Source organism: Geobacillus sp. C56-T3 (assembly GCF_000092445.1).
GTDB lineage: Bacteria > Bacillota > Bacilli > Bacillales > Anoxybacillaceae > Geobacillus > Geobacillus thermoleovorans.
Window position 1 is genome coordinate 3,536,756 of sequence record NC_014206.1, and the last position, 22,074, is coordinate 3,558,829.

At 54.9% G+C, this 22,074-nt stretch carries 18 protein-coding genes; 1 reads left to right on the forward strand and 17 read right to left on the reverse strand.

Going from position 1 to position 22,074, the window contains the following annotated elements:
• Nucleotides 1-52: 52 nt before the first annotated feature.
• From rpmE to GC56T3_RS17545, 7 genes are all read right to left on the reverse strand, one after another.
• Nucleotides 53-253 carry a 50S ribosomal protein L31 gene (gene rpmE, locus GC56T3_RS17515; protein WP_011232848.1) on the reverse strand — a complete coding sequence of 67 codons (201 nt, stop codon included), beginning with the start codon at nucleotides 251-253 and terminating at the stop codon, nucleotides 53-55.
• 257 nt (nucleotides 254-510) lie between these two features.
• Nucleotides 511-1,785, reverse strand: coding sequence for a transcription termination factor Rho (gene rho / locus GC56T3_RS17520; protein WP_013146620.1), 1,275 nt, complete (start codon nucleotides 1,783-1,785; stop codon nucleotides 511-513).
• A 252-nt stretch (nucleotides 1,786-2,037) separates the two neighbouring features.
• The gene (gene glpX, locus GC56T3_RS17525) at nucleotides 2,038-3,000 is read right to left on the reverse strand and encodes a class II fructose-bisphosphatase (protein ID WP_013146621.1); all 963 of its coding nucleotides are present in this window, start codon (nucleotides 2,998-3,000) and stop codon (nucleotides 2,038-2,040) included.
• A gap of 34 nt (nucleotides 3,001-3,034) precedes the next feature.
• Nucleotides 3,035-4,321 (reverse strand): UDP-N-acetylglucosamine 1-carboxyvinyltransferase, encoded by a 1,287-nt coding sequence (locus GC56T3_RS17530; RefSeq protein WP_013146622.1) that lies wholly within the window; start codon nucleotides 4,319-4,321, stop codon nucleotides 3,035-3,037.
• Between the two features lie 132 nt (nucleotides 4,322-4,453).
• On the reverse strand, nucleotides 4,454-5,095 hold the full coding sequence (fsa, locus tag GC56T3_RS17535; protein ID WP_013146623.1) for a fructose-6-phosphate aldolase: 642 nt from the start codon (nucleotides 5,093-5,095) through the stop codon (nucleotides 4,454-4,456).
• A gap of 75 nt (nucleotides 5,096-5,170) precedes the next feature.
• Nucleotides 5,171-6,034, reverse strand: a complete 864-nt coding sequence (locus GC56T3_RS17540; protein ID WP_011232853.1) for a class II fructose-bisphosphate aldolase — start codon at nucleotides 6,032-6,034, stop codon at nucleotides 5,171-5,173.
• A 208-nt stretch (nucleotides 6,035-6,242) separates the two neighbouring features.
• Nucleotides 6,243-6,605, reverse strand: coding sequence for a response regulator (locus GC56T3_RS17545; RefSeq protein WP_013146624.1), 363 nt, complete (start codon nucleotides 6,603-6,605; stop codon nucleotides 6,243-6,245).
• A gap of 123 nt (nucleotides 6,606-6,728) precedes the next feature.
• Here GC56T3_RS17545 and GC56T3_RS17550 point away from each other — a divergent pair, with 123 nt between their 5' ends.
• Nucleotides 6,729-7,250, forward strand: coding sequence for a DUF2529 domain-containing protein (locus tag GC56T3_RS17550; RefSeq protein WP_013146625.1), 522 nt, complete (start codon nucleotides 6,729-6,731; stop codon nucleotides 7,248-7,250).
• 180 nt (nucleotides 7,251-7,430) lie between these two features.
• Here GC56T3_RS17550 and GC56T3_RS17555 read toward each other — a convergent pair whose 3' ends face one another.
• The 10 genes from GC56T3_RS17555 to GC56T3_RS17600 all read right to left on the reverse strand — a co-directional run bounded on the left by GC56T3_RS17555 (nucleotide 7,431) and on the right by GC56T3_RS17600 (nucleotide 21,820).
• Nucleotides 7,431-9,026, reverse strand: coding sequence for a CTP synthase (locus GC56T3_RS17555; RefSeq protein WP_011232856.1), 1,596 nt, complete (start codon nucleotides 9,024-9,026; stop codon nucleotides 7,431-7,433).
• A 160-nt stretch (nucleotides 9,027-9,186) separates the two neighbouring features.
• Nucleotides 9,187-9,744 carry a DNA-directed RNA polymerase subunit delta gene (rpoE, locus tag GC56T3_RS17560; RefSeq protein WP_013146626.1) on the reverse strand — a complete coding sequence of 186 codons (558 nt, stop codon included), beginning with the start codon at nucleotides 9,742-9,744 and terminating at the stop codon, nucleotides 9,187-9,189.
• Nucleotides 9,745-10,132: 388 nt separating this feature from the next.
• Complete coding sequence (gene icmF / locus GC56T3_RS17570; protein ID WP_013146627.1) at nucleotides 10,133-13,393, reverse strand: fused isobutyryl-CoA mutase/GTPase IcmF; 3,261 nt, start codon at nucleotides 13,391-13,393, stop codon at nucleotides 10,133-10,135.
• A 17-nt stretch (nucleotides 13,394-13,410) separates the two neighbouring features.
• On the reverse strand, nucleotides 13,411-14,043 hold the full coding sequence (locus GC56T3_RS17575) for a TetR/AcrR family transcriptional regulator (protein WP_013146628.1): 633 nt from the start codon (nucleotides 14,041-14,043) through the stop codon (nucleotides 13,411-13,413).
• Between the two features lie 207 nt (nucleotides 14,044-14,250).
• Nucleotides 14,251-15,393: an acyl-CoA dehydrogenase gene (locus tag GC56T3_RS17580; RefSeq protein ID WP_011232860.1), complete on the reverse strand. Its 1,143-nt coding sequence runs from the start codon at nucleotides 15,391-15,393 to the stop codon at nucleotides 14,251-14,253.
• A 457-nt stretch (nucleotides 15,394-15,850) separates the two neighbouring features.
• On the reverse strand, nucleotides 15,851-16,984 hold the full coding sequence (locus tag GC56T3_RS17585) for an acyl-CoA dehydrogenase (protein ID WP_013146629.1): 1,134 nt from the start codon (nucleotides 16,982-16,984) through the stop codon (nucleotides 15,851-15,853).
• A 233-nt stretch (nucleotides 16,985-17,217) separates the two neighbouring features.
• Complete coding sequence (locus tag GC56T3_RS17590) at nucleotides 17,218-18,069, reverse strand: 3-hydroxybutyryl-CoA dehydrogenase (protein ID WP_013146630.1); 852 nt, start codon at nucleotides 18,067-18,069, stop codon at nucleotides 17,218-17,220.
• A 12-nt stretch (nucleotides 18,070-18,081) separates the two neighbouring features.
• A complete protein-coding gene (locus GC56T3_RS19065) occupies nucleotides 18,082-18,273 on the reverse strand; it encodes a hypothetical protein (protein WP_080997802.1) in 192 nt (63 codons plus the stop codon).
• Between the two features lie 116 nt (nucleotides 18,274-18,389).
• Nucleotides 18,390-19,568, reverse strand: a complete 1,179-nt coding sequence (locus GC56T3_RS17595; protein ID WP_013146631.1) for an acetyl-CoA C-acetyltransferase — start codon at nucleotides 19,566-19,568, stop codon at nucleotides 18,390-18,392.
• Nucleotides 19,569-19,723: 155 nt separating this feature from the next.
• Entirely contained in the window at nucleotides 19,724-21,820 is a 2,097-nt protein-coding gene (locus tag GC56T3_RS17600) for a 4Fe-4S dicluster domain-containing protein (protein WP_013146632.1), read from the reverse strand.
• Between the last annotated feature and the right edge of the window lie 254 nt (nucleotides 21,821-22,074).

Consider the following 22,074-nt stretch of genomic DNA (forward strand, 5'->3'; position numbering starts at 1 on the left):
CTCTCACGAAAAAGCAGGCAAGTTTCGCTTGCCTGCTTTCGTCACGTCCTTGTTACTTAAGGCCGTATTTTTTATTGAATTTATCCACGCGGCCCGCTGCCGTAACAAATTTTTGTTTGCCCGTGAAGAACGGATGGCATTCCGAGCAAATCTCCACGCGCAGCTCGTCTTTGACCGAACCGCTTTCGAATTCGTTGCCGCATGCACAACGGACGATGACTTTTTTGTACTCTGGATGGATGCCTTGTTTCATCGTTTTCATCTCCTTCCGCCCTGTATCTTATCGAAACAGAGTGATTCGTAGCATGGAACGCTTCATGCTTATGCGCGCCCGCCCGTTTGGCAAGGCGCAGCGCATGGAACAGCCGGGACTCCACCGAAGCGAACCCGGCCGGTGCAAATCACGGATCGCACAAACCAAAAGGCGATAGCCAAAACACACATGTTAAGATTATAACAGCTTTTCTGTCAGTTTGCAACGGGCGATTCGCGGCAAATTCCGCCAACGGCCTACAGACGGAGCGGGCCGCCCTGTTTCCACTCCTGATCGAGCAAGGCGAAAAACTCTTCGTTTGACTTCGTCCGGCGCAATTTGTTCAAAAACCGCTCGATAAAGTCGGGCGAATCGGCCATCGTTTTGCGGATCGCCCACAGCTTTTCCAAATGTTCTTTCGGGATGAGCAGCTCCTCTTTGCGCGTTCCCGAACGGCGAATGTCAATCGCTGGAAAAATGCGGCGCTCGGCGAGCGAGCGGTCAAGATGGAGCTCCATGTTGCCGGTGCCTTTAAATTCCTCGTAAATGACGTCATCCATGCGCGACCCGGTGTCAATGAGGGCGGTCGCCAAAATCGTCAAGCTGCCGCCTTCTTCGATGTTGCGCGCCGCGCCGAAAAACCGCTTCGGGCGATGAAACGCCGCTGGGTCGATCCCGCCCGAGAGCGTGCGTCCGCTCGGCGGAATGACTAAGTTGTACGCCCGGGCGAGGCGGGTGATGCTGTCCATTAAAATGACGACGTCACGCTTATGCTCAACTAATCGCATCGCCCGTTCTAAGACAAGCTCGGCCACTTTAATATGGTTTTCCGGCACCTCATCAAACGTCGAGCTGACGACATCGCCTTGCACCGACCGCTCGATGTCGGTCACTTCTTCCGGCCGTTCGTCAATGAGCAAGACGATCAACTCGACATCCGGGTGGTTTGTGGTGATGCTGTTGGCAATTTCCTTCAGCAACATCGTCTTGCCAGCTTTCGGCGGCGCGACGATCAACCCGCGCTGGCCAAAGCCGACGGGAGCGATCAAGTCGATGATGCGGGTCGACAGCTTGTCCGGCGTTGTCTCCAGCTTCATTTGCCGATTCGGGTAAAGCGGCGTCAACGCTGGAAAGTGAACGCGCTCCTTGGCGACTTCCGGGTCTTCGCCGTTGACCGCTTCGACATGAAGCAAGCCGAAGTAGCGTTCATTTTCTTTCGGCGGCCGCACTTTGCCGGATACTTTATCCCCGTTGCGCAAATCAAAACGGCGGATTTGGGAAGCGGAAATGTAAATGTCTTCCGAGCTCGGGGAATAGTTGATCGGGCGCAAAAAGCCGAATCCTTCCGACGGAATGATTTCGAGGATGCCTTCCATGAAAAAGAGGCCGTCTTGTTCGGCACGCGCTTTCAAAATCGCAAAAATAAGCTCCTTTTTCGTCAACTTGCTGTAGTATGAAATTTTGTATTGCCTGGCGAGCTCATACAGCTCCTTCAATTTCATGTTTTCTAATGCTGCTAACGTTAATTCCATCTTGACACCACACTTTGCAAATTTTCCTATTCTCCCATCGTTCGTGTTCGGACGTATTGGTCATCAATTCGACAGGCGAAGGGATTCATTTCGAAGATGATGAAGGCTGAAATGAAATAAAGAAGTAGAATGGCAGAGCTTATTTTTGCACAAGTAACACGACTATTTTACCCTTTTTTCTTCTTTTTAATCAATATTTTTTTGTTTTTCCGAGCCAGGCGCGGCTCCGGCGCCCGGCCGGATGGTAGGATATCATTTGATGACTAAGTTCGGTTTTTTCTTCAAACTGTGCCGCCCTTCGATGAAGCGGACCGTGCCGGACTTGGCCCGCATGACGACGGAGTGGGTGAGGCCGTACGCCCCTTTCAGCCGCACGCCGCGCAGCAGCTCGCCGTCGGTGACGCCGGTGGCGGCAAAAATCGCGTCGTCTCCTTTCACCAAATCGTCCATGCGCAGCACTTTGTTGACGTCAATGCCCATTTGTTTGCACCGCTCGACTTCATCGTCGTTTTGCGGCAGCAGCTTCCCTTGCAGTTCACCGCCAAGGCATTTCAAAGCGACCGCCGCGAGCACTCCTTCCGGCGCGCCGCCCGAGCCGAACAAAATGTCAACGCCGGTATGGTCGAACGCCGTGTTAATGGCGGCGGCGACATCGCCGTCATTGATGAGCTTAATGCGGGCGCCGGCTTCACGCAGCTCATGAATGAGACGCTCATGGCGCGGACGGTTGAGGACAACCGCGACGACGTCTTCAATATCTTTGTTTTTTGCTCGCGCCACCGCCTTTAAATTGTCGATGATCGGCGCCTCAATGTCAATCATCCCGACCGCTTCCGGCCCGACGGCGATTTTCTCCATGTACATGTCCGGCGCATGAAGCAGATGGCCGTGGTCAGCAACAGCGACGACAGCCAAGGCGTTCCATCCCCCGGAAGCGACGATGTTCGTCCCTTCAAGCGGGTCGACAGCGACATCGACGCGCGGGCCATAACCGTTGCCGAGCTTTTCCCCGATATACAGCATCGGCGCTTCGTCCATTTCCCCTTCGCCGATGACGACGGTGCCTTTCATCGGCACGGTGTCAAACACGTCGCGCATCGCCGACGTCGCGGCGTCATCAGCCTCATTCTTTTTCCCGCGCCCCATCCAGCGGGCGGCGGCAAGCGCCGCCGCTTCGGTGACGCGCACGAGTTCCATCGATAAGCTTCGTTCCATCGTCGTTCTCCCCTTCCCCTTTGTCGACTGGACGTTACGCGTTTTTCACTTGCTCGATTTCTTCATCGGTCATTTTTTCGCGCCAAATGGTGGCGCCGATGTCAGACAGTTTTTCGACGAGGTTGCTGTAGCCGCGGTCGATATGCTCGACGCCGGTGATCTCCGTCACTCCTTCGGCCATCAGCCCGGCAATGACAAGCGCCGCCCCGGCGCGCAAATCGCTTGCCTTCACTTTCGCCCCTTGCAGTTTGACGGGGCCGGTGACGATGGCTGAGCGGCCTTCGACTTTTACATTGGCGTTCATGCGCCGCAATTCATCGACATGCTTGAAGCGGGCGCTGTAAATCGTGTCGGTGACGACGCTTGTGCCGTTGGCTTTTGTCAGCAGCGCGGTAAACGGCTGCTGCAGATCAGTTGGGAAGCCCGGATAGACGAGCGTCTTGACGTCAACCGCTTTCAAAACGTCGGTGCCGCAGACGAGAATTTGATCTTCCCCCGTCTCCACGCGCACCCCCATTTCGCGCAATTTGGCCGTCAGCGATTCAACGTGCTGCGGGATGACGTTGTCGACGACGACTTCGCCATTGGTGGCCGCGGCGGCAATCATGTACGTCCCGGCTTCGATCCGATCCGGGATGATGGCATGGCGGCAACCCGATAATGTTTCGACGCCGTCAATGCGGATCACATCGGTGCCGGCTCCTTTGATTTTCGCGCCCATATTCGAAAGCAATGTCGCTACATCGATGATTTCCGGCTCTTTCGCCGCATTTTCGATAATCGTCCGCCCTTTGGCGCGCACCGCCGCCAGCATGATGTTGATCGTCGCGCCGACGCTGACGACGTCCAAAAAAATGCGGGCTCCGCGCAGTTCTTCCGCGCGCAAATAAATGGCGCCCTGCTCGTTCGTTACGGTGGCGCCCAGCGTCTCAAACCCTTTGATATGCTGGTCAATCGGGCGCGGACCGAGATGACATCCGCCCGGCAAGCCGACAACCGCTTTTTTGAAGCGGCCAAGCATCGCCCCCATCAAATAGTAGGAGGCGCGCAGCTTTTTCACCTTCCCATTCGGAAGCGGCATGGACACCATATTCGTTGGGTCGATGACCGCCTCTTTGCCGTCAAACGAAAACGAGCCGCCGATTTCTTCGATCAAGCTTCCTAAAATGTGCACGTCGGAAATGTCCGGCAACCCCTCGATCGTCACCGGCGAATCGGCCAAAATCGCTGCAGGAATCAAAGCGACCGCGCTGTTTTTCGCACCGCTCACTTTGATCGTTCCCCGCAGCCGATCTCCGCCGATAATTTTCATTTTATCCATCGTCGTCTCCCTTCTTTGCTCGGAAGTTGGCTTCACCCCTGGGACGAAAAAGCAAAGCCGGGCGGGCTCATCACGTCCGGCCTGAACGCGGCAGAGCGAGCCCGCTTCACCCAAGAGGCAAACGGCTTACTTTCATTTTTGCCGATTCCAGTCGGCGAGAAACTTCTCAATTCCTTGATCGGTCAGCGGATGGTTGAACAATTGCATCAGCACCTTGTACGGAACCGTGGCAATATGCGCCCCGCGCAACGCCGCTTCCGTCACATGGTGCGGATGGCGGATCGAAGCGGCGATGATTTCCGTTTCAATGCCATGAATGTTGAAAATCTCAGCGATGGTGGAAATGAGCTCTAAACCGTTATGGCCGATGTCATCGAGGCGGCCGAGGAACGGAGAGACGTACGTCGCGCCGGCGCGTGCGGCCAAGAGCGCCTGGTTGGCGGTGAACACAAGCGTCACGTTCGTTCGAATCCCTTTTTCGCTGAACGCCTTGACTGCTTTTAAGCCTTCCGGCGTCATCGGAACTTTGATCGTAATGTTCGGGGCGATTTTCGCCAGCTCTTCTCCTTCCGCGATCATGCCAGCGGCGTCGGTCGAAATGACTTCAGCACTCACCGAACCAGAAACGATCGATGTAATTTCGCGCAACCGATCATGGAACGATACGTTTTCCTTCGCCACGAGGCTCGGATTGGTCGTGACGCCGGCCAAAATGCCGAGTTCATGGGCGTGTTTGATTTCTTCCAAGTTGGCAGTGTCGATAAAAAATTTCATGCTGAACCCTCCTTGTTATTCGTTGCACATGCAAAGGCAGCCGCGCGGCGGCCAAACGCCGCCCGCGAAGCCGATTCATCGCGCTGCTTTTCCGGACGAGCCAAACTCGCGCATTTTGCCGATGACCGTCGCTTTGATGGCATCGCGGCCCGGGCCGATGATTTTGCGCGGATCATAGACGTTCGGGTCTTTCGCGAGCAGTTCGCGGACGACTTTGGTAAACGCCATTTGGTTTTCGGTATTGACGTTGATTTTCGATGTGCCAAGGGAGATCGCGCGTTGAATTTGTTCGGTCGGAATGCCGGTGCCGCCGTGGAGCACAAGCGGAACGCCGGTTAAATCGCGGATTTGCTCCATTTCGGCAAATCCGAGCTTCGGCTCTCCTTTGTACGGGCCGTGCACAGAACCGAGCGCCGGGGCGAGACAGTCGACGCCTGTCCGTTTGACAAGCTCTTCGCACTCTTTCGGGTCGGCGTAAATGATCCCTTCTCCGACGACGTCGTCTTCCTGCCCGCCGACGATGCCGAGCTCCGCTTCGACCGAAACGCCGCGCGCATGAGCATATTCAACGACTTGCGAGGTGATGCGGACGTTTTCTTCAAATGGATGGTGGGAGGCGTCAATCATAACCGAGGTGAACCCGGCGTCAATCGCCGCTTTGCATTTTTCAAAGCTCGATCCATGGTCGAGATGGATGGCGACCGGAACGGTGATGTTCATGTCTTCCATTAACCCTTTGACCATATTGACGACCGTTTTGAATCCGCTCATATAGCGGGCCGCCCCTTCGGAGACGCCGAGAATGACCGGCGATTTTTCCTCTTCGGCCGCCGCTAAAATGGCTTGTGTCCATTCCAAGTTGTTAATGTTAAATTGACCGACCGCGTATTTGCCGCGCAGCGCCTCGTTGAGCATCTCTTTCATCGATACTAACGGCATGGTTACATCCTCCTTAGCTGATCGTCGTCTTTGTCGCCCTGGCGGTGACTGGGTCCACAGGCGCAAAATCCATCTACGTTATAAGCATACCAACTTGCCGGCAAAACGGCAACATTTCCACCCTTTATTCTCCTAAAGACGACAGCGTCATCAATGTCCATCGATGCGCTTTCTTTGCCAAAGGAAAGCCGCTCGTCGATGGCGCTGTCTAGGCGGTAATGTATTTTTTGACGGCAACGCGCAAATCGTCAATATCAAACGGCTTGGCAAAATGCATCAGCGCCCCGAGCTCTTTCGTTTCTTGAATCATATCGAGCTCCCCGTAGGCGGTCATGATGATCACCTTAATATCCGGATCAATCTCTTTCAACCGTTTTAAAATTTCAATGCCGTCCATGCCAGGAATTTTCATATCAAGAAGCACAAGATCGGGGTGATGTTTGCGGGCGATTTCGAGCGCCTGCATGCCGTTGGCGGCCTGATACGTTACATACCCCTCCCGCTGAAACACTTCATTGAGCAAAATGCGGATGCCATACTGGTCGTCGACAATCAAAATTTTGTTTCCCACAGTTATGCACCTCTATTCCCTGTTTTCTCCCTATTAATGTTTCGCATTTGGCAAACCCATTTCCTGCTTGCTTTTCTTGTTGTTTGCCGATTTTGTATAATAGCGGCGAAGGGAGGCCGAACCGTGAAAATTTTAACGACGCAAACGATCGGATTGTTGCAAAAAATCGCCGCGGACGAAGAGCTGGCGCTCGAAGACGGGGCGCGTCTGCTCGCTCAGGCCGCCATCGGTGATGGGCGCATTTGGCTGTATGGCATAGGTGAACTCGATGCGGTCGTCACCGCCGCGCTTCTTGGCCCCGATCCGCTGCCGAAAGCCAAACGGCTTGAGCCGACAGCAACCGATGAATGGCAGGAAACGGACCGAGCGCTTCTATTTGCCCGCTTTTCCGCCGATCCTGAGGCCATTCGCCTCGTCGAACAGCTGCAGGCGCACGGCGTCGATGCAGTGGCCGTCGCGGCGCTCGTCAAGGATGAACCCGGACTGGCCGATATGGCCACCGTCTTTATCGACAGCAAACTTTCCCGCCCGCTCGTGCCGACCGAAGACGGCCGCCGCATCGGCATGCCGACGATCATCACCGCTTCATTCATCTACTACGGACTGCGCGTTTTGCTCGATGAAATTTTGGCGGAATATGAATAACAGCCGCCATGAAAGCGAGCGCTCTCCCGCCGGCTGAAGGCAAAGAGGTATAGAAACCGCCCAAAAAACGGCGCCTGATCAATGGGCATCGTGCTTGACAAGATGAAAAATATCCAAAAAAGAAAGGGGGCTGAACCCAAAAGGCCGTTCTACGGCTTTTTTGGGACAGCCCCTTTTTCGTCACTCTTTCAGCGACGCTCTGACAAACTCGCGGAACAGCGGCTGCGGCCGCGTCGGGCGCGAGGTGAATTCCGGATGGAATTGCGCGGCGACGAACCACGGATGATCCTTGAGTTCGATCACTTCAACCAACCGTCCGTCCGGACTCGTGCCGGAAAAGACGAAGCCGTGCTCTTCCATGATCGGCCGGTATTGGTTGTTGAATTCGTACCGATGGCGATGGCGCTCGTAAATGACTTCATCGCCGTAGGCGGCGTAGGCAAGCGTCCCTTCCTGCAGCTTGCACGGATACAAGCCGAGGCGGAGCGTGCCGCCTAAATCTTCGACATCCTTCTGCTCCGGAAGCAAGTCGATGATCGGATGCGGCGTGTTCGGGTCAAACTCGGACGAATGGGCGCCGGACAACCCGACAACATGGCGAGCAAATTCAATCGAGGCAAGCTGCATTCCTAAGCAAATGCCCAAAAACGGCACGCGCTGCTCGCGGGCGTAGCGGATCGCCTCAATCTTCCCTTCGACCCCGCGGTCGCCGAACCCGCCCGGAACCAAAATGCCGTCCGCATCTTTCAACAGGTCGGCCACATTGTCACGCGTCACATGCTCCGCATTGATCCACTGAATATCAATGTCGGTGTCAAACGCATACCCCGCATGACGGAGCGCCTCAACAACAGAAATATAGGCGTCCGGAAGCTCGACGTATTTGCCGACCAAAGCGATTTTCGTCGTTTTCGATAAGTTGCGCACTTTCTCGACGAGCGCCTTCCATTCGGTCATATCCGCTTCGCGGCAGTTGAGGCGCAAATGTTCGCACACGATTTGGTCCAGTTTTTGTTCTTGAAGCATAAGCGGGACCGCATACAGCGTGTCGGCATCGCGCGCCTCGATGACCGCTTTCGGATCGATGTCGCAAAAGAGGGCGATTTTCTCTTTCATTTCCTGCGGCATCGGCATTTCCGTGCGCACGACGATGACGTTCGGCTGAATGCCGAGGCTGCGCAATTCTTTCACGCTGTGCTGCGTCGGCTTCGTTTTCATTTCCCCAGCCGCCTTGATGTACGGCACGAGCGTGCAGTGGATGTACATGACGTTTTCGCGTCCAACATCGCTTTTGATTTGGCGGATCGCTTCTAAAAACGGAAGCGATTCAATATCGCCGACCGTGCCGCCGATCTCCGTAATGACGACATCGGCGTTCGTCTCTCTTCCGGCCCGGAAGACGCGCTCTTTAATTTCGTTGGTAATGTGCGGAATGACTTGCACCGTGCCGCCTAGGTAATCGCCGCGGCGCTCTTTGCGGATGACGGCGGAATAAATTTTTCCTGTCGTCACGTTGCTGTATTTGTTTAAATTAATATCGATGAACCGTTCATAATGCCCTAAATCCAAATCCGTCTCTGCACCGTCGTCCGTGACGAACACCTCGCCGTGCTGATACGGGCTCATCGTCCCTGGGTCGACGTTAATGTACGGGTCAAACTTTTGGATCGTCACGTTCAACCCGCGGTTTTTCAACAAACGTCCAAGCGAAGCCGCCGTAATCCCTTTCCCGAGCGAGGAAACAACGCCGCCCGTCACAAAAATGTATTTCGTCATTTTGTCTTCCCCCTTGCCGAAATTGCGGTAACAGTTTCAGTGTTTGCGAAAGGCGCAAATAAAAAACGCTCCGCTTACCGTACGTAAGGGAGCGATCGATTTGTTCGTTTTCAAGAGCCCAACACACATTGTACCGGGTTCCCCTGGCAAAGTCAAGCGGTTATTCGTCTTCCTCCGGCTCTTCGAGATCAAGCTCTTCATCAAGCGGCGCATCGTCCAGCTCAAACTCTTCATCGCCGAGAATGTCATCGTCAAACGCGACGTCTTCGTCCAGATCGAATTCTTCATCTTCCAAGAGCTCGTCTTCATCAAGCTCGAGCTCTTCCCCATCATATTCATCCAAATCGTCGTAATCGAGATCTTCATCTTCAAGCAACTCATCGTATTCATCGTATTCATCGTCAAGCGCTTTTTTCTTCTTCTTCGGCTTGACGATCGTCACCGTTTCGTCTTCTGTCTGGTCAAACGGATACCATGCGCGCAATCCCCAGACGTTTTCCCCAACGCAAATAAACCGGCCGTCGATGTTTAAATCGGTGTAATATTGGGCCAGCCGCGCCTCCATCTCTTCTTCCGATATGCCGGCCAGCGCTGCTGCTTCACGAACGAGTTGATCAAACGGCAGCGCCTCCCGCTTGTCAAGCAAAATGAGGTTCGCCAGCTCGACGAACGACATCTCCTGCAATTCCTCCGGCGAGTATTGCTGCTGCAGGCTCAAGTTCAGCACTCCCCTTCTATATTAATGAAACAAATGAATGCAAGTGGAATACATACCATTCATTATAAACAAATTGTCGGGGTTTATGCTACCCATTTGCCGAAAAAAGCAAAAGAGGGCAGCCCTGCGGCGAGGGCGGCCCTCCTTCCGATTCCGACATATCCGTTGTCACAATCACCTTTGTTCACACCGCTCCACTTTTTCCTTACGAAGCCCATTCGTCTTGATCTTTTGGCCCAATTCGCGTTCCGTTCGTTTCGCCTCCGGCGGGCCAGTACGCCAACAGCGGCTGCCGATCATTCTACCGATCTGCTAAAGTTCAACGGGCCGTTATCCATTGTGATCGAGGCCGTCCATCGAAAGCTGCGAACAACGGAACGCCCTTGAATTACATATTCCGCCGGTATTGTCCTCCGACTTCGTACAAGGCGCGGGTGATTTGTCCAAGGCTGGCGACTTTCACCGTTTCCATCAATTCTTCGAAAATGTTGCCGCCGCTTGTCGCCACTTGCTTCAGCCGTTCGAGCGCCGGGCCGGCTTTGTCTTTGTTCCGCTCTTGGAATTCGCGCAAGTTGCGGATTTGCGTCTCTTTTTCTTCATACGTCGCCCGGGCGAGCTGGATGTTGTTCAGTTCGTCCTCTGACGGCGGATTCGGGTTCAAGAACGTGTTGACGCCGATGATCGGCAGTTCACCGCTATGTTTCTTCGTTTCATAGTAAAGCGATTCGTCTTGAATTTTGCCGCGCTGGTATTGCATCTCCATCGCCCCGAGCACGCCGCCGCGGTCGTTGAGCCGTTCAAACTCTTGCAACACCGCTTCTTCAACCAAATCGGTCAGCTCTTCAATGATGAACGACCCTTGGAGCGGGTTTTCGTTTTTGGTCAGGCCAAACTCTTTCGTGATAATGAGTTGGATCGCCATCGCCCGACGGACCGACTCTTCGGTCGGTGTCGTGATCGCTTCGTCATAGGCATTCGTATGCAGCGAGTTGCAGTTGTCGTAAATCGCCAGAAGCGCCTGTAGCGTCGTGCGGATGTCGTTGAAATCGATCTCCTGCGCGTGCAATGAACGGCCGGACGTTTGGATATGGTATTTCAGTTTCTGGCTCCGTTCGTTGGCGCCGTATTTTTCGCGCATGACGATCGCCCAAATGCGGCGGGCGACGCGGCCGATGACCGAATACTCCGGATCGAGGCCGTTGCTGAAGAAAAACGACAAGTTCGGCGCAAAATCGTCAATGTGCATGCCGCGGCTCAAGTAATACTCGACGTACGTAAAGCCGTTCGCAAGCGTAAACGCCAGCTGCGTGATCGGGTTCGCCCCCGCCTCGGCGATATGGTAGCCGGAGATCGACACCGAGTAGTAGTTGCGGACGCGGTGCTTGATGAAATACTCTTGAATGTCGCCCATCATTTTTAAGGCGAAATCGGTCGAGAAAATGCACGTGTTTTGCCCTTGGTCTTCCTTCAAAATATCGGCTTGAACCGTGCCGCGCACCGTTTGCAGCGTCCATTCCTTCACTTGTTCGTACTCTTCCGGCGTGAGCGGGCGGCCAAGCTCGGCTTCCTTTTTCTCGACTTGCTGGTCAATCGCCGTATTCATAAACATCGCCAGCAAAATCGGAGCCGGACCGTTGATCGTCATCGACACGGATGTGAGCGGGTCGCACAAGTCAAACCCTTTGTACAGTTTTTTCATGTCATCGAGCGTACAAACGCTGACGCCGCTTTCCCCGACTTTGCCGAAAATGTCCGGCCGGTAGTCCGGGTCTTCGCCATAGAGCGTCACGGAGTCGAACGCGGTGCTGAGCCGCTTCGCCTTGTCTTCTTTGCACAAGTAATGGAAGCGGCGGTTCGTGCGCTCCGGCGTCCCTTCGCCGGCAAACTGCCGTTTCGGGTCTTCGCCTTGGCGCTTGAACGGGAAGACGCCGGCCGTATACGGGAACGAGCCAGGGACATTTTCTTTATACACCCAGCGCAAAATCTCTCCGTAGTCTTTGAATTTCGGCAAGACGACTTTCGGAATGTCCAAACCGGACAACGTTTTCGTCGTCAGTTCGGTAACGATTTCTTTATCGCGCACTTTCGTGACAAATTGTTTTGCCGCATATTTCGCTTTCGTTTCTTCCCATGTCGCCAAAATGCGCTTCGATTCCGGCGTCAATTTCGCCTCATAATCCGCTTTGAGCGTCTCGAGCGCGCGGATCACGTCTTCAGCTTCGCCCCGTTCCTTCGCCGCTTCGATGGCCCCTTCGATTTGGAAGAGGCGTCGGGCCACCTCGACTTGCTGCTCGGCGCGGCGGTGGTACGAACGGACCGTTTCCGCGATTTCGCGCAAATAGTAGCGGCGCTCGTTCGGAATGATGACATTATGCTTTTCGACATTGGCGACCGTTTTCAAGCTTGTTTTCCAATTCGTTCCTGCTTTTTGATTGATCGTATCCACAAGCGCGACAAAGAGCGTATTCGTGCCCGGGTCGTTAAACTGGCTGGCGATCGTGCCGTACACCGGCATTTCCGAAACATCGCGGTCAAACAGCTGATGGCTGCGCTGATATTGTTTTTGCACTTGTCGTTTTGCGTCTTCTGACCCTTTGCGCTCGAATTTATTAATGACAATCAAATCGGCATAATCGATCATGTCGATTTTCTCAAGCTGCGTCGGCGCGCCGAACTCGCTTGTCATGACGTACATCGACACGTCGCACACTTCGGTAATGGCGGCGTCGCCTTGGCCGATCCCGCTCGTTTCAATGATGACAAGATCAAATCCGGCCGCTTTGACAACCGAAATGGCGTCGCGAATCGCCGGTGACAGTTCCGTGCGGGAATGGCGCGTGGCCAAACTTCTCATGTAAACGCGCGGCGAGTTGATCGAGTTCATCCGGATGCGGTCGCCCAACAGCGCCCCGCCCGTTTTTTGCTTCGTCGGGTCGACGGACAAGATCGCGATTTTGATATCAGGAATTTCGTTTAAAAAGCGGCGGACGAGCTCATCGGTGAGCGAGCTTTTCCCAGCCCCGCCTGTGCCGGTGATGCCGAGCACCGGCACGCGCTTCTCGAGCGCCTTCACTTGTTCAATGGCGGCTTCCGCCGCCGCGGCCGCCTCTTTGTTGTCCGCCTCAGCGCGGTATTCGCACAGCGTGATGAGCCGGGCGATCGCCTGCACATCGCCGGACGGAAGCCGCTCCAGTTCATCGGTCACCGTCGTCACGGTCGGAAAATCGCACTCTTCAAGCATGACGTTGATCATCCCTTGCAAGCCGAGGCGTCGGCCGTCTTCCGGCGAGAAAATGCGGGCGATGCCATATTCGTGCAGCTCTTTGATTTCCCGCGGGATGATGACGCCGCCCCCGCCGCCGTAAATGCGGATATGGGACGCTCCCCGCTCTTTTAGAAGATCGTACATATATTTAAAAAATTCCATATGCCCGCCTTGATACGAGGAGACGGCAATGCCTTGCACATCTTCCTGAATGGCGGCATTGACGATTTCCTCCACCGAGCGGTTATGGCCTAAATGGATGACCTCGGCGCCGCTCGCCTGCAAAATGCGGCGCATAATGTTGATTGAGGCGTCATGGCCGTCAAACAAGCTCGATGCAGTCACAAAGCGGACGTGATGCTTCGGACGGTAAATGTGCGCCATCGTTTCTTCTCCCCCTTTTAGACTCGCTGTTTCTCCATAATCCCCTTTAATAAAAACTCGGTTTGCAGTTCGATATATTCATCGAGTGTATACATTTTCCGCAGCACCCAACGGCGGAACGCCCACATTTGCCCAAGAACGACGATGTTGTGGGCAAACAGGCGGATTTCGCTTTCAGAAAGCTGCAACGCCCCGTTCTCAACGCATGCGCGCAAAATATGTTCGAAAATCGCCGCCATATCGAGTTCTTTATTCAACACATACGGCAGCGATTCTTTGCTTAGCGCTTTCACTTCTTGATACATGACGAGCACTTCATCATCGAGTTCATCAACAACGCGGAAATAGTGGGCAATGGCGCGCCTCAGCCCTTCGATCGTGCCATGGTGGGCACCGAGGTCTTGTTCCGTCCGCTCCCGCACTTCGTCGTAAATGCGGTCGCACACGAGATAGAGGACGTCTTCTTTCTTGCGGATGTACTCGTACAACGTGCCGATGCTGAAGCCGGACGCTTTGGCGATCTCCCTTGTCGTCGTTTGGTGGAAACCTTTTTGTTTAAACAAGGAAATCGCGCCTTTAATCATCTCATTGCGCCGTTTTTTCACGAGCTTTTCGTCTTTGACCGATGCAATCACTTCCCGTTTTTTCATGTTCGTTGTCTCTCCCCCATTCCCATTTGACGGCGGGGCGCCGCCCCGCCCCATGCCTATCCGTGCGCCCTTCCCCAAAGCGCCAAGCCGCCGTTCAGATCCAAAACCATTGAAATGACGCACAATGTTTCAATCGCGCGCTAACACGAATGAGTTGACGCGCAATGTTTAATTGCGTGTCAACACGAATGAGTGGACACGCAATGTTTAATTGCGTGTCAACATGCGCGAAATGACAAGGCGTTGGATTTCTTGCGTTCCTTCGTAAATTTGCGTAATCTTCGCGTCGCGCATAAACCGCTCGACCGGGTAGTCCTTCGTGTAGCCGTTGCCGCCGAAAATTTGCACCGCCTCGACCGTCACTTTCATCGCCGTGTCGCCGGCAAACAGTTTCGCCATGGCGGATGCTTTGCCGTACGGCAAGCCATTCGACTCCAACCATGCCGCTTGATAGGTCAAGAGCCGCGCCGCTTCAATGGCCGTCGCCATGTCAGCGAGCTTGAAAGCGACCCCTTGCTGCTCGATGATCGGTTTGCCGAACTGGACGCGCTGTTTCGCATAGTCCACCGCCGCATCCAGCGCGCCCTGGGCAATGCCGACCGCTTGGGCGGCGATGCCGTTGCGGCCGCCATCGAGCGTCATCATGGCGATTTTAAACCCTTCTCCTTCTTGACCGAGCAAGTTTTCTTTCGGAATGCGGCAGTCTTCAAAAATGAGCTCCGTCGTCGGCGACGAACGAATGCCGAGTTTCTTTTCCTTTTTGCCGAACGAAAAGCCCGGCGTTCCTTTTTCCACGATAAAGGCGCTGATCCCTTTATGCCGCTTTTCCGGATCGGTGACGGCAAATACGACGTAAATTTCCGCTTCGCCGCCGTTGGTGATCCATACTTTCGAGCCGTTTAAAATGTAGTGGTCCCCGTCTTTTACCGCACGCGTTTTCATCGAGGCGACATCCGACCCCGCCCCCGGCTCGGACAGAGCATATGCCCCTAGTTTTTCCCCAGTCGCTAAGGCGCGCAAATACTTCTGCTTTTGTTCTTCGTTGCCGAACTTGTAAATCGGCCAGCTGGCGAGCGATATATGCGCGGAAAGCGTCACCCCGGTCGAGGCGCAGACGCGCGACAGCTCCTCAACGGCAATGACATAGGCCAAATAATCGCTGCCAATGCCGCCGTATTCTTCCGGCCACGGAATGCCTGTTAAACCGAGTTCCGCCATTTTGTTGAAAATGCCGCGGTCAAACCGCTCTTCTTCGTCGCGCTCAGCGGCAGTCGGCGCTACCTCATTTTCGGCAAATTCGCGCACCATTTTTCGCAGCATTTCATGTTCTTCGCTCAATCGAAAGTTCATCGTTTCATTCCCCCGTTTTCCTATATATCCGAAATCCTCGTCCCCCGTGCCAGCGTGATCACCGTTTTCCAAAAACAGACAACGAATCGTTGTTGGGAAAAGAGAATAGGATCGCTCCGGCTGCACAACAAAACGCAGCAAATGACAGAGCCCCGTGTTTATGCCTCCATCCCTGAAAGCGGCGTTGTTCAGCCTTCCGAAGACCCGACGGCTTGCGGCTGATTCCACCATTTCATTCGGTTGCCAATCATGAGCTGACTGAACACAAGCTTTTCTGCCTCTTCCCTCGAACAAGAACGCCGACGGGCAAATGCCATTTGCCCGCAAAACGTTCATTGTTCGAGGAGGGCATGCTGTCTCATGCCCAGTCGGCAAGCGAACGGCTTGCCGACTACGGCAGAAAAGCTAGGAACAGAGCCTTCTCATCTGGTTTGGATTGGTTCATCAACATGCCTGGCTACAAATGTTTGCTGATGACGATGCGCTGAATTTCGCTCGTTCCTTCGTAAATTTGCGTAATTTTCGCGTCACGGAACAGCCGCTCGACCGGGTAGTCTTTCGTGTAGCCGTTGCCGCCGAAAATTTGCACCGCCTCGATGGCATTGTCCATCGCTGTTTGTGAAGCGAAGAGCTTCGCCATCGACGCCTCTTTTCCGCACGGCAGCCCTTGCGCGCGCAGCCAAGCGGCGCGATAGACGAGCCATTTCGCCGCTTCCGCCGCCGTCGCCATATCGGCAAGCTTGAAAGCGACGCCTTGCTGCTCGATGATCGGTTTGCCAAACTGCACCCGCTCTTTCGCGTAGGCGACGGCATGTTCGACTGCCGCCTCCGCGATGCCGAGCGCTTGGGCGGCGATGCCGATCCGACCGACGTCAAGGTTGGCCATCGCGATTTTAAATCCTTCCCCTTCCTGACCGAGCAAGTTTTCCGCCGGCACTTCGGCGTCTTCAAACGTAATGGTCACCGTCCGCGACCCGTGCAGCCCCATCTTCTTCTCATCTTTGCCAATCGACATCCCTGGCGTCCCTTTTTCCACAATGAACGCGGAAATGCCGCGGCTTCCGGCTTCTTCCGGATTCGTGCGGGCGAAGACGATGTACGTATCTGCCTCCCCGCCGTTGGTGATGAATATTTTTGAGCCGTTTAGCACATAACGATCTCCACGGCGCACCGCTTTCGTCTTCAAGCTTTTCGCATCCGAGCCGGCGCTCGGTTCAGTAAGGCAAAACGCCCCCAAGTACTCACCTCGGGCGAGCTTTGTCACGTATTTTTGTTTCTGCTCTTCGGTGCCGAAATACAAGATCGGATTCGTGCCGACCGACGTGTGCACCGATAAGATGACACCGACGGTCGGGCTCACTTTAGAAATTTCATGAATGGCGATGATGTACGAAACAAAGTCCATACCCGCGCCGCCATATTGCTCCGGGACAGTGATGCCCATTAGGCCGAGTTCGGCCATTTTCGCTAAAATCGGGCGCGGAAACTCCCCTTGTTCCATGCGCTCGACAAATGGGGCGATCTCCGCCGCGGCGAACTCGCGCACCATTTCCCGCATCATTTCCTGCTCTTCGGTGAAGCGAAATTCCATGAAATGGCCTCCTTCCGATGTCGCTGACACAATGGTGTTTTCAGGCGCTCCTCCGCTCCATGGGGCAGCCAGCAGGCAGCTGAACGATTCTATAGATTTGCCTTATAGGCTGTAAAACAGCGTTCCCGCATGCACCTAACGTGCGGCGTTACGGTCGGCAGACAGCATAGCGGGCGCCGCCCCACGCACATTGCGGCACGCTTCGGCGTTGTCCTGGAGCGACGCCAAGCGGTTTATTCATACGTGTAAAATCCGCGGCCCGTCTTGCGGCCGAGCCAGCCGGCTTTCACATATTTGCGCAAGAGCGGGCATGGGCGGTATTTGTCATCGCCGAACCCCTCATGAAGCGTTTCCATAATGTATAAGCACGTATCGAGCCCGATAAAATCAGCGAGCGTCAGCGGACCCATCGGATGGTTCATGCCGAGCTTCATCACTTCATCGATGGCTTCTTTGGTCGCCACCCCTTCGTACAAGGCGTAAATCGCTTCGTTGATCATCGGCATGAGGACGCGGTTCGAAATAAAGCCCGGAAAGTCGTTCACTTCGACCGGCACTTTGCCGAGCTTGCGGGCAACGGCTTCGATCGTTTCATACACGTCATCAGCCGTCGCCAATCCGCGGATAATTTCGACGAGCTTCATCACCGGCACCGGGTTCATAAAGTGCATGCCGATCACTTTCTCTGGCCGTTTCGTCGCGGCGGCAATTTCCGTAATCGGCAGCGACGACGTGTTCGACGCTAAAATCGTCTCCGGGCGGGCGAGCGCATCGAGCTCGGCGAACAGCTTTGTTTTCACGTCCATGTTTTCGACGACCGCTTCAATGACAAGATCCGCTTTGGCGGCGGCATGCAAGTCGGTCGAGCGGGCAAGCCGCGCGAGCGCTGCGTCTTTGTCCGCCGCTGTCATTTTCCCTTTTTCCACTTGGCGGGCGAGCCCTTTTTCGATGTTGGCGATTCCTTTGTCCAACTGCGCTTCGCTAATGTCGTACAAAAACACTTGATAGCCGGCGACGGCGCACACTTGAGCGATTCCTGACCCCATCTGTCCGGCGCCGACGACCATGATTGTTTTCACATCCATCTTCTGTTCCCCCTATCGTCCGCTTTGCGTTTCCTGTTCCGCGCTCAAACTCATATGCCTCACTGCCGCCAGCAGCCAACGGCAACCGGTCTTTGCATCGTCATCACAACAACCCCTGCTGTCAACCGTTGATGCCGCGGCTGTTGCGGCAATGAGCAACGTGCCGCGCGCTGCGACAGAGACAGCGGCGGCATGCCGCACCATGGCGCGATGCCTCATGACGCAACGCTTGAGGCAGACGGTCACACGCCGCATCCTATGCCTTGGCGCAACACTGGAAGGCGACGGCGGCATGCCGCTTGCCCGCCGCGCCCCGCTCGTTATACCTCGACCAAGATGGCGTCGCCTTGGCCGCCGCCGCTGCAGATGGCGGCGATGCCGAGGCCGCCGCCGCGGCGTTTCAGCTCATAAATGAGCGTGAGGATGATGCGTGCGCCGCTCGCGCCGATGGGGTGGCCGAGGGCGACAGCGCCGCCGTTGACGTTCACTTTTTCCGGGTCAAGGCCGGCGATTTGGATAGCAGCAAGAGCAACAGCGGCAAACGCTTCGTTTATTTCGAACAAGGCAATGTCGTCGACCGTTTTTCCCGTTTTGCGGAGCAGCTCGTTGATGACAAGCCCCGGCGTTTTTGGGAAATCTTTCGCCTCAACGGCGATGGCGGTGTGGGCGACAACAGTCGCGAGCGGCTCAAGCCCCTCGCGGGCGGCGCGCTCCTCGCTCATCAAGACGAGCGCCGCGGCGCCGTCGTTGACGCCCGGGGCGTTGCCGGCAGTGATCGTTCCTTCCGGGTCAAACACCGGCGGCAGTTTCGCCAACGCTTCAAGCGACGTGTTTTTGCGCGGCGCCTCGTCGTGTTCGACGACAAGCGGCTCTCCTTTGCGCTGCGGAATCGTCACCGGAACAATCTCTTCCGCGAGCCGACCGGCTTCGATGGCGGCAATGGCTCGCATATGGCTGCGGTACGCCCACTCATCCTGCGCCTCGCGTGTAATGCCAAGTTCACGCGCTGTATTCCCGCCATAAACGCCCATATGGACGCCGGTAAAACTGCATGTCAAGCCATCATACACCATTAAATCCTTCACCGTGCTGTCGCCCATTCGCAACCCCCAGCGCGCTTTCGGCAGCACGTACGGGGCGTTGCTCATCGATTCCATCCCGCCCGCGACAACGACATCGGCATCGCCTAAGCGGATGAGCTGATCCGCGAGCGTCACGGCGCGCATGCCCGATGCGCATACTTTATTGACCGTCTCGGTGCGAACGTGCCACGGAATGCCGGCATGGCGCATCGCCTGCCGCGATGGGAGCTGTCCTTGTCCGCCTTGCAAGACGGTGCCTAAAATGACATGATCGACTTGTTCCGCGCTCACGTCCGCGCGGGCAAGCGCTTCTTTCACGGCAATGCCGCCGAGTTCTGACGCTGACAGCGCTTGCAAGGAACCGCCGAATTTTCCGAACGGGGTGCGCGCCCCGCTGACAATCACTGTTTTTCCCATATTCCTCTCCCCTTTTCATCGGATAAGAAAGCGATTACAAAACACAGACTGAACGCTCGCTCGATCGCGGTGTGAAAGAGAAGGTGTACAACGGTACACCCCTCTTCTACTATATTCACTATTTTAAAAAATAGAAATTATCTATGCAACTATTTTTATGATGCCGCTTCTTCTTTTTCCTCGCCAAACACCGATTTCGCCAACAATTCAGCGACATCGTACGTAAAGACGCGGTCTTCCACTTCCTTGGCCTTCGTGCCGTCTGACAACATGGTCAGACAGTACGGACAGCCGGAGCTGATGACCGTCGGATTGACAGCGAGCGCTTGCTCAGTGCGGGCGACGTTGATCCGGTTGCCGGTCGTCTCCTCCATCCACATGAGGCCGCCGCCGGCGCCGCAACACATGGCGCGTTCGCGGTTGCGCTCCATTTCGACAAGCTCGACGCCCGGGATAGCGCGCAAAATTTTCCGCGGCGCGTCATAGACGTCATTGTAGCGTCCTAAATAGCACGAGTCATGGAACGTAATGCGTTCATTCACCGGATGTTTCGGCACGAGCCGCCCTTCTTCGATGAGCTTGGCGAGCAGCTCGGTATGATGATACACTTCGGCCTCGAACCCAAAATCCGGGTACTCATTTTTGAACGTATTGTAAGCGTGCGGGTCGATCGTCACGATTTTCTTGACGCCCGCTTTTTCAAATTCCGCGATGTTGTTCGTCGCTAATTCTTGGAACAAAAACTCATTTCCTAACCGGCGCGGCGTATCGCCCGAGTTTTTCTCCTTGTTGCCTAAAATCGCAAACTTGACGCCTGCTTCGTTCAACAGCTTGGCAAAAGCAAGGGCGATTTTTTGGCTCCGGCTGTCATACGACCCCATCGAGCCGACCCAGAACAAGTACTCGATTTCCTCTCCCGCTTTCGCCGCCTCTTTGACGGTCGGCACATGCACATCATCGCGCAGCTCGCGCCAGTTCTCCCGCTCTTTTCGGTTCAAGCCCCACGGATTGCCTTGGCGTTCGATGTTCGTCATCGCCCGCTGCGCGTCCGGGTTCATCCGTCCTTCCGTCAGGACAAGATAGCGGCGCAAGTCGATGATTTTATCGACATGCTCATTCATGACCGGGCATTGGTCCTCACAGTTGCGGCACGTCGTACAGGCCCAAATCTCTTCTTCGGTGATGACATCGCCGATTAAGCTTGGCATTTCGATCGTCGCCGCCTGCTCCGACGCCGCGGCGAACGCGAGCTGATTGCCCCTTGTATGTTTGAAAGCGAACGCGGGCACCCACGGCGCGCGTGACGTGACGACCGCCCCTTTTTCCGTCAAATGGTCGCGCAATTTTAAAATCAAATCCATCGGCGACAACATTTTCCCCGTGCCGGTCGCCGGACACATGCTTGTGCAGCGGCCGCATTCGACACAGGCGTACAAGTCGATTAATTGCTTTTGCGTGAAATCCTCAATTTTGCCGACGCCAAACGATTCTTGGCTTTCGTCTTCAAAATGGATCGGCGCAAGCTTCGGCCGCGTCAGCCGGCTGAAAAAGACGTTGATCGGCGCAGCGATCAGGTGGGCGTGCTTTGATTGCGGCACGTACACGAGGAACGTGAGCAAAATCAACAGATGCACCCACCAGGCGATAAAGAAGAGCACCGCAGCCCCCGTTTCGCCGACCCAGGAAAACGCGGCAGCAATGATCGAGGCGACCGGCTCGCTCCATGTCGCTTCTTCGCCGTGCCAAATGATGCTCATCCCGTTGCCGAACAACACCGACAGCATGAGCCCGGCGATGAAGATGAGGACAAGCCCAGCTTTCAAGTCGCGCTTTAAACGGACGAGCTTTTCAATGTAACGGCGGTAAAAGGCGGCGAGCACCGCGATCAAAATAAGCAAAGTGACGATTTCTTGGAAAAACGTAAATCCCGCATACAGCGGCCCAAGCGGCAAATGCGCCCCCGGCGCAAGCCCTTTGATGATGAAATCAATCGCGCCAAATTGGACGAGAATAAAGCCATAGAAAAAGACGACGTGGATCAGTCCGCTTTTTTTGTCCTTGAGCAGCTTTTTCTGGCCGAACACGTTGACCCAGATGTTTCGCAGCCGCTCTTTTACTTTGCGGTCAAACTCGACTTTTTTGCCGAGTTTGATGTACATCGCCCGCGTTTTTACGACATATGCAAACAAGTAAATTGCGTAAGCGGTTACAAACAAAAACGCGAGCCAGTTCACCACCAACAAGGCATTCATCTTCTCTCCCCTTCCCCCGTTTTTCGAGCGAATGTGTTGCCATAACAAAAGAAATTTTCAGAATTCGCTTTATGTCTATTGTACAAATGAATGAGCATTCAGTCAATAGCCTTTTTTCATCCCAGCCGCGAAAACTTTCCCTTTGCAACGGAGCGATCGCGGGGGAATCATCGATTTGTTCAGCCCTCTATAGACTCCCATGACGAAAAAAATTCATCAATATGGAAATTTTATTCATTTGGAGTTTGGGTATG